Here is a 13,515-nt window from a genome sequence, read left to right as displayed (position 1 = left end):
AGGATCACCCCTTCCTCGGTTTCTTGTTCAGTTTCAGACTGATGCTCCGGCGGTCAGCCGCCTCCTGAAGCAATTCCACAGCAACGCGGGCCCGTTCCTTGATCTCCTGCTGCCCCAGTTCCGGTCGGTTATCCAGCGAAGTCATCACAGATTGCAAATCCTCCAAAGGTAGGCGATAGACGGCTGTATTGAAAAAAGTCTTGCGGCGGCCATCGTTGTAATGGGCCAGAAATTCATCCAGAATCGTCCGTTTTTTCTCCAGTTGAACAAGGTAAGCGTCCAGTCCCAGCGCCTGGACCTGGGCAATATCCTGCTGCCGGTTCCGGTGCGGGACAAAGGAATCCCCATCGTCGAAGCCCTCATAGTAGGGGCAGGGATACTCCGGGCACTCCCAACAGAACGGAACGCCGCCCTGCTCCAGGGAACAGCGGGCTTTCGCGCAGCTCTGGTTTCCGGCTCCTCCGCCGCATCCGGGGCAGTAGCCGCCCAGGTGCATGGAGCACAGAGCACAGTTGAGGCCGCACAGAGAAAAGCGGATTTCTGCACGAGTAAAGCCTTTCATAATATCCTCCTGATCGGATGCCGGATGACGGTTTTCAACCGCTCTGGTTTGCACCGCCGCACATCGCTTAAATAGATCTCGTGGTGGAATCGCCCCTCCCCGAAATTCTCCTCATAACCCTGGGCCTTGGCATACTCCTCCATGGCAGCCACGGTGGCAGGCTCGTCGTCATAGGGGCCGATATGCATACACTGGACGCACAGGCCCTCCTCCCAGGAGAAAAACTCCACCGGGGAGAAGTCTTGCTGCTTCTTTTCTGTGGCCTCCCGGATGGCCCAGTCAAACACCTCTTTCGTTACAAACTCCGGCAGGCGGATGAGGGAAATCCATTGGAAGTCTTTCTTATGGCTATAATCCACCCCGTGGATGCCCTCCTGCCACCACAGACCCTCTAGGGGCGGCACCACATAGTCAAAGTAACCCTCCAGCTTGTGCTTGCCCAGCTTACTCATTTTGATGGCGAAGGCTACGGCGTAGAGCATCCCCAGGGCCTGCTTGTAGGCTCCATTCTCCTCGTTGGGATCACCATGGCCCCACACTGCCAGAAAGTTCATGGCGGGCACGGTAACGATGCCCGGCGTCCTGGGCGGCAGATAAAATTCCTTGTATTCTTTCTTATAATCAAAGGCCATGGTCATTTCCTCCGTTTTTTAGGCTGGGCCTGGAGTGCCAGGCAGGTAATATGGGTAAGAGCGGTCATGGTGTCCCGGTCGTCCACATCCTCCATCCAGATGTAGTCCCTGGCTCCCTCGTAAGGTGGAGCCTTGGGCAGGTCGGGAAAGGCCGCTTCCCCCTGAGGGGTGATCTTGACAAAAAGCTGGTCGTCGCAGATGACGGCAAAAAACACATCATCGCAATAGAGGCCGTATTCACCGAACATCTTCCGGCTGCGGATGGTACCGGCTTCCCGCAGCTGTTCGGCCACATAGTCCACAAAATCCTTATGAGAGGCCATGCTAATCCCTCCTGTAACGTTCGGCCAGTGTTTCGGTCAGTTTCCTCAACTGTTCCCGTAATTCTTCCGGTTCCAGTAGTTCCGCCTTGTCTCCGAAGGTCAAAATCCAGCTCAGGACGCTGTCCTCATCGGGGAAACCGCCGGTAAAGCGCAGTTTGCCGTCCAGCTCTACGGTAAAGCGGTCCGCCCCGTACTCCTCCACCAGCCGCCAGCGGCAGGTGGGATCAAAGAGAACGGTGACTTGATATTTTACCGGAAAGACCCGCTCTGGCTCCAAGTCAGGCAGCGGCGCAGAACGAGGGGCAAACGGCTCTCCGGTGGTGAACTCCGTCATGCGGTTGAGCTTAAAGAGGCGGAAATCCTTCCGCATCCGGCACCAGCCCCACACATACCAGGTGGACCAGTGAAACACCAGATAATAGGGCTCTACGGTGCGCACCGATTCTCCTTTGGGGGAGTAATAGATAAAGTGGATGGTGCGGTGCTGCTCGATGGCTCCCTGAATGAGCTCAATCTTGGGCGGCAGGCTGGTTTTGTACCAGGAGGAGAGGTCAATGAGCATATGGGCACCGCCGGGTACCAGTCCGCCCGTTCCCGCGGACAGCTTTTCCATCAGCTGGGCATAGCGCCGGGTGCCGCTGACACTGTCCAGGCTCCGCAGTCCTGCCAGGATTGCCTGCATCTCCGGATCGGTGAGCACAGTGCGATCCACCCGGTAGCCCTCCATGATGGAGATGCCGCCGCCCGCGCCCTGGGCAGTGGAGATGGGAATTCCCGCCCGGCACAGAGACTCGATGTCCCGCTGAATGGTCCGGCGGGATACCTCAAACTGCTCCGCCAGCTCCGGAGCGGTGACCTTTTCCCGCTGGAGCAGGATGGACAGGATGCCGATGAGCCGCTCCATTTTCATACAGGACTCCCCTTCCCTCTTTTCCTGCATTATATCATAGGAACGCGACAACTGTCTGTCATGTTTCTCAGAGCATTGCAGCGGTACACATAGTTGTGGTATCATAAGTCCCATCAAGACTGCCAGGCAAAGGTGGACCATCCCATGGAAATCAGAAAAGTGGAAACGGACAAAAAGAGATACCTGGATTTACTGCTGCTGGCAGACGAGCAGGAGGACATGATTGACCGCTATCTGGAGCGTGGGACCATGTATGTGCTGGAAGACGGCGGGGTCAAGGCTGAATGCGTGGTGACCGACGAGGGGGATGGGGTTCTGGAACTGAAAAACATTGCCGTAAAACCGGACTGTCAGGGCAGGGGGTATGGGAAGGCCATAGTGGACTTCCTCGTCCGAACCTACACAGGACAGTATACGGTGCTGCAGGTGGGTACCGGGGACAGCCCCTCCACCGTTCCGTTTTACGAATCCTGCGGCTTTTACAGGCATCACCTGGTCAAGAACTTTTTCACCGACTATTACGACCACCCTATCTATGAGTGCGGTGTTCAGTTGGTGGATATGGTGTACCTTCAAAGAGAGCTATAAAAAGTGGAGTGTCTATTGGGACACTCCACTTTTTCAACATTTGGGATGTATTACAGCTTCAGCCCGTCCACCCAGGTCTTCAGCTCCGCCTCGTTCAGGCGGCCATTGAGCATCCGGCCATCCAGAATCTTGGCGCCGGGGGCGCTGACCTGAAGCCCAGCCGCCGACTTGCCCAAACCACTGCCGCCAGAGGTGGCGAAGAGAACAATGGTTTTTCCGGTGAAATCATAGGCCTCCAGGAAGGTGTTGAGAATGGTGGGAGCCACATACCACCACACGGGGAAGCCCAGGAAGATCACATCGTGTTCTGCCACCGGGGCGTTGGTGTCGGCCAAAGCAGGGCGCGAGCGGGTGTCCTTCATCTCCACGCTGGAGCGGGAACCTTTGTCCATCCAGTTCAGATCGGCGCTGGTGTAGGGCACAGCAGGTTTGATCTCATAGAGTTCCCCTCCCACGACATTTGCCAGAGCCTTCGCCGCTTTGGCGGTAGTGCCGGTAGCGGAAAAATAAGCAACCAATGCGTTCATACGAACAACCTCCTTACGCATCTTCTGCCCTCATTGTAAATCCGACACGCAGGAATGTAAAATGCTCATTTTCTATTTACCGCTATTCTGACAAGGCATTTCTGCTTTTCTGCCGGGAAGCTCCCTGTATTTTCGCTCAAAATCAATAGTGCGTAGAGATCTCATCCGTACCGATACCATAGAGGCGGCAAAATTCCTCCAGGTCGCCGGAGGTGCGGATCAGCATGATCTCGGTAAACTTCCCGGTGTGGATGTCCTGAAATCCTGCCACCTTTTCCCCAGTACAGATGCTGGAGCGGATCACCGGCTTCTGGTTTTCCTGGTCATAGGTGCGCTTCTCCTGCTTTTTCTTGAAAAACATCCGGTGCCCCTCCTCAATTCTCAGCATCAGCCGGCCACAGAAACGCTTTTATGGCAGCTACCGTCTGAGCCTGCTGCTCCTGAGCGGAAATAGTGGCCGGGGGATCGCCTTTCTGGGGTCCGTAGTTGCCGAACTGAGCGTGGTTGCCCCCTTCGATCTCCACAATGTTCTCCGTGTAGTCGATATGGTCCTCCACACTCTGGTTGAGGGAGCCGTAGATGGTGAGCGTCTTTTCGTCGGGATAATCGCCGTAGATATAAGCACCCATCAGAATAAGCCCTTCTACCTGGTCGGGATGGTCCGAGGCATACTTGGACGCCATGGCGCCGCCCATAGAGTGGCCGGCCATATACCAGTGCTGGACCTCAGGAAACTGGGCAATCACCACTTCTGCCGCATTGGCATCAAATATTGCCATGTTAAAAGGCATATGTACCAAAATACAGGTAACCCCGGTCTGTCGGATCTGATCCAGCAGAGGCAGGTAAGCCTCTGCCTCCACTTTGGCGCCGGGATAGAAAATGATGGCGGTGTCCGTGGGATAAGTCGGGGATAAAATCGTCAGATTGTCCTGTACCGTAATGCCGCTGTCCTGGGACATCACCTCCAGGGCAGTTTCGTCCGCTGGATAATAGTCGGACACATACCAGAAAAACAGCCCCGTCAGAATGGCCAGGATCAGAAGAACGATTCCTCCAGCGATGAGCCATTTTTTATGTCGTGGCATTCGCTTTGCTTTCATAGATGAATCACCTCATTGCTCATTCCAGGACAGATACGCCTGAATGGTGCAGCGGTATCGCCCGGCTGCGGACTTCCCATATTGGATCGCCTGCTGGGGACATTCGGGAATACAGAGCAGGCACTGGAAACACTGGCACCGGGAGCAAAACAGCCCCAGATCAAGAAAATCCGTTTTATCTGAGCACCTCCAAAAGGTTCGCTGCAAAGGCTCTGTGGCCCTGCTCTGTAAAATGGACTCCATCATAAGCAAGGGAAATATTCCATTCCCCGGCATCGGCAAAGCGGATACCAAGCTGCTGGGCAAGTCTGCGGCAACACCCTGCAAAAGTGCGGGAATGGTCAATCAGCTGCTGACTGGGCACCCACTGCCCCGGAGCCATGGGCGGCGGTACGATCAACAAAATTTGATTCGGTTTCAGCGACAGTTGGGAGAGGACGTGCTTCAGTTTGCCGGCAGCCTGCTCAGGACTGCATCCTTGGAGCAGATCGTTGGTACCCAGCATAAAAATCAGCAGGCCGGTGTCCGCTGGAAGGTCAGGCGCTGACCTGGGAATCTCCCGACCATTCTCTCCCATGTTGCAGACTTCCCAACCGGTTTCCGCGGCCAGGATATCCACCCACCGGCTATCCACATCATACCGCCCGCCCAACCAAGAGCGTGGATCATAGCCATAGGTGTTAGAATCGCCAAAACAGACAATCTTCATCCAAGTTCTCCTCTTTGCATATTACTGAGCGCTTGTAAATGTACACGATAAATGATAGTACGTTATGTTTCCTCGGTCAAATTGATATTCAAGCTTCTCTAAGCAATATGGCATAGCCTCCGTTCCGGAGCCCTGTCAATCAGCTATTTTACCGCGGCAAAGTAGCCTTTGGTACCAGCCAGCCGAGAGAAGTACAAAACATTATGATTTTAATATAGTAAATCTAACATATGACAAAAGCAATAGGTGAAAAAATCCCACCTGCTGAAATCCATAGATCTCAGCAGGTGGGATTTCCATGATACAATGCGTCCCAATCTGAGCGCTAAACAAAGAAAAACCGTCTATAAGACGGTTTTTCTGAGAAAACTGTCTTTTGTTGCCGAAAAAGATACAGCCTGGAAAGCCTTGCGGCTCAATGGATTCAGGGTTTTGCGCAACTTGTGTTTTTGTTTTTCTGCGCTTTTTTCAAGCCATTTCCGAACCCCCATATGACATACTGACAAAGCCGTGTGCAAACAGAGGCGAAAAAAGGGCCGTGCGTCAGCACAGCCCTTTGTCTTACTTCAGTCTTATGATCTGCTCATATAGCATGGCATATCTTTTCTCGATCACCATATTGCTGTGGTAGTGGCCGAAGAACCAGTACCGGAAGGTACATTTCTGACGCACTTCGTCGAAGAACTCGGTCAGTGCGTCTTTCTTGAACATTCCTCCGCTGAGCACATCCTGTATGCTGGAGGGGCAGCAGTGGCTGATGATGTAATCCACATTCCAGTGGACACGCGCCAGATTTGCTCTGGCTTCCAGATATTCCGCTTCGCTGGGCAGTTCCTCGGCCCACCAGGAACGATGGTTCACACGAAACAGCGCACCGCGCTGTTCGAGTTGCTGGAACTTTTCCTCGAAGTCAGGATCGTCCGGTTCCAGGATGCCGTCCTGGATATCATGGGAGGAAGCGCCGCCCATGGTAAAAAACTTCCTGCCATTGAGCTCATATACCTGACCTCGCATGAGGTGCAGAACGGAGGGACGTATCCTCTGGATCTGTCCACCATGCCATTCTTCTTTGGGGTAGTCTTTGTAAGCGTCATAGTTTTCGTGGTTCCCAAGCACAAATGCAGTAGTGTATGGCCGGTCCTCCAGCCAGTCCAGTCCTGCATCATCCAGTGGGTCACCGTGCCAGATTCCACCAAAATCTCCACAGACCAGAACCAAATCTTCCTTGGTCATGTGTTCCTGCTCGTAGAAGATGTCCGGGCGGAAGCGGCGGAAATCTCCGTGTGTATCCCCTGTAATAAATATTTCCATAAGTAGTTGCTCCTTGTTTCCATTTTAGCACATGGTCTGCTCGATCTCTACATCACTGTATCGGAATTTGATTCGAATTGTTTCCCTGTCGACTACGGTGATCCGCTCAACCAGCTGCCGAACAATCCCGTCATCATACTGTTGGAAGCCACTGAGGTGTTCCTCCAGGTAAGCTGTTAACTCCGCCATACGTGAGTCCTCGCTGATCCTGTTGGCCGCTTCCGTCTTTACTGCATCGATCCGCGCCTGCAGGTGCTGCTTTTCTTCCAGCAGGGTCTTGAGTTGCTCGGCTATCGTCAGATCCTCCATGTTGGCTAATGCCTGGTCCAACAGGGCATTCTGTCGTGCGGTCAGTACTTCTAGTTCGTGTTCCAAGTCCAACAGGTCGTCGCCATCTCCTCCTGGGACACATACCATTCGGAGCGTCTCTGCCAGTTCATCCTGCAGGCCATTGCTTGCTTCGACTACCCGGTTGAGCGTCGTGAGAATAGCGGCATGCAGTTTGTACTCCTCTACAGAAGGCGACTCATGGCAGTATTTATTCCCGAATTCCAACCGGGAGACGCACCGCCAGACGATCCGTTTGACGCCGTTCCTGGCCCAGGTACACCGCTTATAGGGGGAACCACACTCCCCACAGACCAGCCGCTCACTGAGTGCATACTTGGCGGAATACTTGCCCTGTTCTGTTTTTCCGCTTTTCTGCAGAATCTTTTGCTTGCTGGTCCTCCGTGCCATCTCCTCCTGTACCCGCTGGTAGATGTCCCGCGGGATGATAGCAGGGTGGTTGTCCTTGATGTAATACTGCGGCAACTCGCCGGTATTCTTCTTGACCTTCTTGCTGATGCAGTCTGTGGTGAAGGTCTTTTGCAGCAAGGCGTCTCCAGCATACTTTTCATTGGTGAGGATGTTATGCACGATCTGATGGGACCATGCCTTGACACCCTTTGCGGTGGCGATCCCATTCTGGGTAAGTTCTCTCTGGATCTGGCCCTCACTGCAGCCCTCCAGGTACCGGCGGTAGATTCGCCGCACCACCTCGGCCTCCTCCGGCACGATCTCCGGCTTGCCGTCCGCTCCCCGCTGGTATCCCAACATGGACTTGTAGTGGAAGTTGACTTTTCCTTCTTTCATTGCCATCCGGATACCCAGCTGGATATTGGAGCTGAGTGATTCACTCTCGGCCTGGGCAAATCCGCTGAACAGAGTGATGAGGAACTCGCTGGACTCTGTCAGCGTATTGATATTTTCCTTTTCGAAGATGACCCCGATCCCCCTGGCCTTCAGCATTCGCACCGTCTCCAGACAGTCTACGGTGTTCCGGGCGAAACGGGAGAGAGACTTTGTGAGGATGAGGTCGATCCCGCCCCGCTTGCAGGCGGTGATCATCCGGTTGAACTCTTTGCGCTTTTTCATGCTGGTTCCGGTGATCCCCTCGTCCGCGAAGATCCCGGCCAGTTCCCAATCTGGGGACTCCTCAATTTTCTGGGTGTAGTAGACTTTCTGGGCGGTGTAGCTGTTGATCTGCTCCTCGCTGTCGGTGCTGACCCGGCAGTAAGCCGCCACCCGCTGCCTGCCATGGAGTCTCGTCTTGTTGCCTGCTACATTGGACCGTGATGCCGGAATATGGTGGACGGTGCGTTCCAGTGATGATTGTTCCATTTTGCTGTCCTTTCTGTTCCTAATCAAAAGTGTACGGTGATTGCGTTATCTGTTCCGATTATGATATGGGAGACCGTTCGTTCGAAGCGATCCCAATCGATTTGGTCGGGCTGTGCTCGACTTCCAGCCGTATCCACACCATCATCACAGCAGGCATATCGGGCGGCTGCCCCTTGCAGGATGCAGGAGAGAGCCTCCCTACCGTCTCCTGGCTGTTCCAACACCCGGTTAATGGCGTTGGCTAGACGAACGGCCTCCGCAGAGGGCGCGTATGGCTTACATACGGGCGTTTCATGTGCCGCAAGCTGCCGTGCCGTCTGCGCAAGCAGTTCCTCCTTCCCGACAACAAATGCGTTTCTGCAGGCAGAACATTTCAGATGGACGTTTCCGGTATGCCCGATTGGCCCTCCGGTTCGGAGCAGGCGAGTCTGACAGCATCCGCTTCGCAGCTTTTGCCATAAGCCATCCGATTCCGTCCGGCGTGGAAGCTTCCCACTGGTCTTTTCCGCGATCTTATTCTGCACTTGCTGGAAGGTATCTTGGTCAATGATGGATGGGTATCCATTTTCCCCGGCATAACGAGGATTTTCCAGCATTCGCTTGATTTTGTGCTTGTTCCACAGTGGCGATTCCTGAGAGAAAGGGATGTTGTCCGCATTCATTCGGTCTGCCAGTGTCTGATAGGATAACCCGGCCAGATAGGTGGTAAATACATTTTGAACAGTGAGGCGTTCCTCCTCCTGGATGACCAGATCGCCATGTATGATCTGGTAGCCATACAATATTTTCCGATTTGCCATCGCCTACGCCTCCAGTGTTTCTTGGAATTCAAGCCCGCCATATAGTTGAAAGCGGATGGTGCCCTGAGTATCTACAACGATTCGTTCCACCAGCTTGGTGAACAGAGCTTCGTCAAAGCTGGACAGAGTCTCTGGACCATTTCGGATGGTATCGATCGTTAGGCGAAGTGCGTCCACCTGTTCATCAATATCCTCATTGCAAAGCAGCTTTCGCCTCTCCCGGCGCAGTTCTGTCAGCTTGGCGTTGAGTTCCGCCTGCTTTGTGGATAAGGCAGCCTTGTCCAGGAGACCTGCCGTGTGCAGCTTGGTGAGGTGGTAACTCTGCTCGGATGCCGCAGCGATGGCTGTGTTGACCGCCAGCATGGCCGGGTTGCCGCGATGCAGGGCATCTGACAAGGCCTCCATTTGCCTCAGCACAGGTGCCAGCACGATGCCGTCATGGGTTCGCAGCTTGTGGTACATCCGAAGGAATGCCGTATGGATGCTGCCCTCCATGATCCTTCCATTGGGGCAGTCGGCGGCCTTTCTAGCCCAGTTCATAGTCTCCATTGTAGATGTTGACCTCGCCTAGGGCTTCTTCCACACTGTCTGCGGCAAAGACTGATGTGGGCAGGATGCCAAGCAGCAGGATACAGGCCAAAAACAGGGATAGCAGTTTTTTCATAGCGCCTCCTTCAAAATGGGCGGAAAGAGGTGTTGAACATACGTTGCTCACCACCTCTTTCTAAACATGATTTAGTTGAGATTCAGAAGAAGCAAAGAAAAAAGCGCAGTACGTTTCCTTATGTTGAGAGAAAACGCACTGCGCTTAAAGTTCTACGGCCCGGACGCACCAGCGGTATTCCTGCTGATCACGGACACAGGTAAATAGGGTAATGCGGTTGTCGGTGGTAGAGGCTGTGTCGCTGGTGTCTGTCTCCAGTACCTTTTCTACACTGACCACCTGATAGGTGCGTGTGCCCAGTTTGGTGGTCCAGGTAATGGTATCGCCTGGCTCCAGGGTATGCAGGTCTCCAAAATCATCCCGGACTCCGCGGTTGTGACCCGCAATACAGCAGTTTCCATCCCAGATGCTGGTGCCAGGGAAATGACCGGCCCCTTTTGCCAGAGTGCTGCTGTCTGTCCCTTCGTAGACCTTGGTAGACAGGCCGATGGCCGGGATCTTGAGTGTCCCCAGGTGTCCGCCGGAGTAGTAGAGATCGCTGGTGACGGCGGTATAGCCGACGTTCTGGCCAGAACTGCTCCCATTTCCTGTGTCGATCACAGGATAGTTGACGCTCCCTGTCTGGGACACCAGCCCGCCACCATCCAGAGCACCGGGGATGAGATTGGGCGTCAGAGGGTCGCCGCTGCCGGGGAGGTAACTGGTAGGTGTGCCAAATCCAGGCGGGATCAGGGCGGTGTTCTTACTCCGGTCTACATTGGGATCTTCCCATTCGTAGATGGTGTCATCGCTGGTAGGTCTGCCGAATAGGTAATCGTCCGGGGCCTCCATGGTATATTCCAGGGCGCTGGCCTGTCCCACGCACAGGGTGCATAGCATTGTGGCCAGCAGAAGTGCTCTCAGCTTCAGTTGAATCAGCTCCTTCCTTTATACCGCTTGAACAGGAAAACCCCACCTGCAGTCAACAAGAGAATCGCGCCGCCAATCAGGAGGGGCTGTTTGATGTCGATATCTGCCATGGCCCCGTTTGAGTTTTCGCTGGAAGGGGTATCTGTGGGGGCCGGGTCAGTCTGCTCCGCGGGGATCTCCATGCTGCCAAAAATGGCGGTATAGGTCAACACAGAGCAGTTGGTTTTGGAAACTTGGCCGGTATAGTCTGCCGTAACAGTGTAGCCAGTAGCATAGGTGCTGCTGGTAGTGCCGGTATATTTGGCAGTGGCGGTATAACGGGTGACGGCCCCATCCGCCCCAGCTTCACTGGTCTCGGCCCACTGGACATCTGCCAGAGTCAGGCTTTTCCCATTGTCCTCAATGCTCTTTGGAATCAAAGATACATCCGCTTCCGAGAGATTGGGATAGGTGCGGGTGGCGGAGAGATCCTTTGTCCGGGTAGCATAACCGTCTGCCGCTACCTTGACAGTGGTATGATCCAGTGTCAGCGTGCCGGTATAACCGTCCTCTGTGGTTACCTCCATCTGCGGTTCCAGACTCTGGAGGATCTTCTCCATATTGTTGGTCTCACTGGCCAGAGTTTTGGTCTGGGTGATGGTCTGGATGTCCACCCCAACCTCGTCCTTCCGCGTCATATCCAGCAGATAATAGAGGCGGCCATCCCGCTCAAAATCCTCGGTGGGAATCTGGGATGGGTCATCTGCCAGGGACAGCTGGTAGACTTTCTTGATCCTGGGGCTGTCTCCCTCCATATACTCCTCCACGGATGTGGGGTAGTAACTGGCACTTTGCTCCGGTTCAGCGGCCAGAGCAGGGACAGATGCCGCCAGGAGCAGGGTCAGGGCGCACATTGTGGTCAAAATGCGTTTCATACTGGATTCCTCCTACAACAATTTTTCTTTTGATTTGCCGGAAATCATATTGTCATTTCTTCTTTTGGAAATTGTCACCCCCTTTCCCGGAGCACATTTCGTTGCAGCAGATACTCATTCCAATCCTTTCCCTGTGGCGGAAGTTGTTGAGACACCTCATAGCCCTCTGCGCAGAACATTTCTCGGAGCTTTTGGGCTGCCTGCCGACCATGTTCATCGTTATCCAGGCACAGAATAATCCGGCGTATGTGTGGGTTGTCGCGCAAATAGGTCCGCAGTCCTCCTTCGTACAGCCCGCACAGCGCCACCGCGTTGGAGGTCACTTTCCGGTGCAGGGTGCAGAAGCTCATCAGGTCGATTGGGGCCTCAAAGACAAAAACTGCATCATGCTTCTTGCTGCAGTGAAGTCGAAATGCGATATCCTTATTGCTGCCTGGGACATCCCCCTTGAAACTGCTGCCGTTCCAATCATAGGTTCCTCGTTGATTGGCAAATACCGGCGCTCCTGATTGGTCCCGGCCAACAAAGACACAGTTGTGATGTTGGGCGTCCTCGTACAGCAATCCAGCCTCCACAAAGCCCCGGATCACTTGGGGTGCGATCCCACGCTTGCGGAGATAGGCAAACACCCTGCGGTGATCCACGTTGGCAGGGGGGAGGGTAAAGGGGACCTTTTCCTCCTTTTTCTTGGTCTGCCGCGGAGTGCTCGCCGGGGGAGAGTCACGGGCGCGGCCATGCCAGGTCAGCAGGTACTCCACGGCCTCCGGGAAACTTTTGTTATAGAACCGCTGGAGGAATGTGATGGCATCTCCGCCGATGCCCTCTGAGTAGCGGAACCAGGTACGTCTGTCCTTGATCCGGATGCTGTCCATCTCCTGCGTGGTGTAGTACCTGCCGATCCGCTTCACCTGGTAGCCCAGGGAGATCAGCAGATCTGGAAGGTCCGTGTCTCGGACAGTGGCCATTTCAGCCTCTGTAAAACGAGTTTTTTCTGACGTTTGTATCATGTTCACCCCCCTTCTAGGAAAAACAAAAAAGGGGCCGGAGGACGCATCTGTTTGAGATGTGTCCTCCGGCCCCTTGCTTTGACGCCTTGTGTTATTGTTCGATGTCCGCTGTGCCTCTCTCCGCCTCCGTGCTGGCCTCGCTGGCGTCTGGGGTGGTACCGGCGGCTCCGTTGTCCTCCGGGGCTTCCTCGGTGCTCTCAGGGCCCTCCTGTGGGGCCAGGCTGGCTTCGGCTTCCGCCAGCGCCTGCTCGATCAGGCCCAGGACGAAGTCCCGCTGGGTGAGCTTTACGCCGGTCCGAGCCGTTTCTCTGGCCAGGTGGGTCTTGATGCGCTGGAAGAGTTCCTCGGGAATCTGGAATGCCATCGTTCTGCTGCCTGTCATGTTGATTCCTCCATTCTCATCTTTCATCTTGTAGTATTCAGTGAGCAGTGCTGCGATGTACTGGCTGGTAGTCATCTCCAGGCGGTCTTTTTCTTCTGTTACCCGGTTGTGCAGGGCGATGTCGATTTGGGCGCATAGATTTTTCTTGTCTGCCATGGTCTGCGCTCCTTTCCTCGTTTTGCAACGCAAGTATATCCAAAACCATGGTAGAAAGCTATTACCAAGACCACCAAGGAACCAAGGACAAAGCAAGCAATACCACCAACTGAAACAGCTACGTAATAAAAAGCGAGAAGCCCCCGCTAGCAGTTCGATTTGAACTACCAGCGGGGGCTTCTCTCGCTGTTTTCTCTTTGCTCAGAGGTTCGAATCACCCCACATCACGAAAATGGCCTTTTGCATCTCCATCTCGGCTGGTGCTCGATTTTTCCCTCTGAAACGGCTGAAACCCTTGCCGCAGCAAGGGTTTCAGGGGTTGCATCTTTTTCAGCAACCTTAGTTGGTCCGAGTGG

At 54.3% G+C, this 13,515-nt stretch carries 19 protein-coding genes; 2 read left to right on the top strand and 17 right to left on the bottom strand.

Annotated elements, in window-relative coordinates; translation table 11 throughout:
- Positions 1-4: 4 nt before the first annotated feature.
- The 4 genes from B5F94_RS02935 to B5F94_RS02920 are packed head-to-tail and all read right to left on the bottom strand — an operon-like array spanning position 5 to position 2,427.
- Positions 5-562 carry a DUF3795 domain-containing protein gene (locus B5F94_RS02935; protein WP_087327488.1) on the bottom strand — a complete coding sequence of 186 codons (558 nt, stop codon included), beginning with the start codon at positions 560-562 and terminating at the stop codon, positions 5-7.
- Complete coding sequence (locus B5F94_RS02930; protein WP_087327485.1) at positions 559-1,194, bottom strand: GyrI-like domain-containing protein; 636 nt, start codon at positions 1,192-1,194, stop codon at positions 559-561. Before B5F94_RS02930 ends, B5F94_RS02935 begins: the two co-directional genes overlap by 4 nt.
- Positions 1,195-1,196: 2 nt before the next feature.
- Complete coding sequence (locus B5F94_RS02925; protein WP_087327482.1) at positions 1,197-1,517, bottom strand: TfoX/Sxy family protein; 321 nt, start codon at positions 1,515-1,517, stop codon at positions 1,197-1,199.
- Between the two features lies 1 nt (position 1,518).
- Positions 1,519-2,427, bottom strand: a complete 909-nt coding sequence (locus B5F94_RS02920) for a helix-turn-helix transcriptional regulator (RefSeq protein ID WP_087327479.1) — start codon at positions 2,425-2,427, stop codon at positions 1,519-1,521.
- Positions 2,428-2,571: 144 nt separating this feature from the next.
- Here B5F94_RS02920 and B5F94_RS02915 point away from each other — a divergent pair, with 144 nt between their 5' ends.
- A complete protein-coding gene (locus B5F94_RS02915) occupies positions 2,572-3,015 on the top strand; it encodes a GNAT family N-acetyltransferase (protein ID WP_087327476.1) in 444 nt (147 codons plus the stop codon).
- A 50-nt stretch (positions 3,016-3,065) separates the two neighbouring features.
- Here the strand turns inward: B5F94_RS02915 and B5F94_RS02910 are convergent, their stop codons facing one another.
- The 13 genes from B5F94_RS02910 to B5F94_RS02855 form a co-directional block, all read right to left on the bottom strand.
- The gene (locus tag B5F94_RS02910; protein ID WP_087327474.1) at positions 3,066-3,542 is read right to left on the bottom strand and encodes a flavodoxin; all 477 of its coding nucleotides are present in this window, start codon (positions 3,540-3,542) and stop codon (positions 3,066-3,068) included.
- Positions 3,543-3,684: 142 nt separating this feature from the next.
- Positions 3,685-3,903 carry an aspartate dehydrogenase gene (locus B5F94_RS02905; RefSeq protein WP_087327471.1) on the bottom strand — a complete coding sequence of 73 codons (219 nt, stop codon included), beginning with the start codon at positions 3,901-3,903 and terminating at the stop codon, positions 3,685-3,687.
- Between the two features lie 13 nt (positions 3,904-3,916).
- Entirely contained in the window at positions 3,917-4,645 is a 729-nt protein-coding gene (locus tag B5F94_RS02900; RefSeq protein ID WP_087327466.1) for an alpha/beta fold hydrolase, read from the bottom strand.
- Positions 4,646-4,820: 175 nt separating this feature from the next.
- The gene (locus B5F94_RS02895) at positions 4,821-5,354 is read right to left on the bottom strand and encodes a GDSL-type esterase/lipase family protein (protein WP_087327462.1); all 534 of its coding nucleotides are present in this window, start codon (positions 5,352-5,354) and stop codon (positions 4,821-4,823) included.
- Positions 5,355-5,915: 561 nt separating this feature from the next.
- Positions 5,916-6,665 (bottom strand): metallophosphoesterase family protein, encoded by a 750-nt coding sequence (locus tag B5F94_RS02890; protein WP_087327459.1) that lies wholly within the window; start codon positions 6,663-6,665, stop codon positions 5,916-5,918.
- A gap of 24 nt (positions 6,666-6,689) precedes the next feature.
- A complete protein-coding gene (locus B5F94_RS02885; RefSeq protein WP_242965555.1) occupies positions 6,690-8,327 on the bottom strand; it encodes a recombinase family protein in 1,638 nt (545 codons plus the stop codon).
- A gap of 23 nt (positions 8,328-8,350) precedes the next feature.
- Complete coding sequence (locus tag B5F94_RS02880; protein ID WP_087327456.1) at positions 8,351-9,127, bottom strand: recombinase family protein; 777 nt, start codon at positions 9,125-9,127, stop codon at positions 8,351-8,353.
- 3 nt (positions 9,128-9,130) lie between these two features.
- Positions 9,131-9,667, bottom strand: coding sequence for a hypothetical protein (locus tag B5F94_RS02875; RefSeq protein WP_242965554.1), 537 nt, complete (start codon positions 9,665-9,667; stop codon positions 9,131-9,133).
- Positions 9,654-9,791: a hypothetical protein gene (locus B5F94_RS16405; protein ID WP_158100247.1), complete on the bottom strand. Its 138-nt coding sequence runs from the start codon at positions 9,789-9,791 to the stop codon at positions 9,654-9,656. Before B5F94_RS16405 ends, B5F94_RS02875 begins: the two co-directional genes overlap by 14 nt.
- 144 nt (positions 9,792-9,935) lie before the next feature.
- On the bottom strand, positions 9,936-10,670 hold the full coding sequence (locus B5F94_RS02870; RefSeq protein ID WP_087327452.1) for a class D sortase: 735 nt from the start codon (positions 10,668-10,670) through the stop codon (positions 9,936-9,938).
- A gap of 35 nt (positions 10,671-10,705) precedes the next feature.
- On the bottom strand, positions 10,706-11,614 hold the full coding sequence (locus tag B5F94_RS02865) for a hypothetical protein (RefSeq protein ID WP_087327449.1): 909 nt from the start codon (positions 11,612-11,614) through the stop codon (positions 10,706-10,708).
- Positions 11,615-11,688: 74 nt separating this feature from the next.
- Entirely contained in the window at positions 11,689-12,579 is an 891-nt protein-coding gene (locus B5F94_RS02860) for a toprim domain-containing protein (protein ID WP_242965553.1), read from the bottom strand.
- Between the two features lie 133 nt (positions 12,580-12,712).
- Positions 12,713-13,159, bottom strand: a complete 447-nt coding sequence (locus tag B5F94_RS02855; RefSeq protein WP_087327443.1) for a translation initiation factor 2 — start codon at positions 13,157-13,159, stop codon at positions 12,713-12,715.
- Between the two features lie 159 nt (positions 13,160-13,318).
- Here B5F94_RS02855 and B5F94_RS16660 point away from each other — a divergent pair.
- The coding region (locus B5F94_RS16660; protein WP_204247463.1) for a hypothetical protein at positions 13,319-13,515 on the top strand (197 nt) is incomplete at its 3' end.

Origin of the sequence: Flavonifractor sp. An4 (genome assembly GCF_002161755.1) — a bacterium.
GTDB lineage: Bacteria > Bacillota > Clostridia > Oscillospirales > Oscillospiraceae > Flavonifractor > Flavonifractor avicola.
This window is presented reverse-complemented; position numbering and strand designations above follow the sequence as displayed.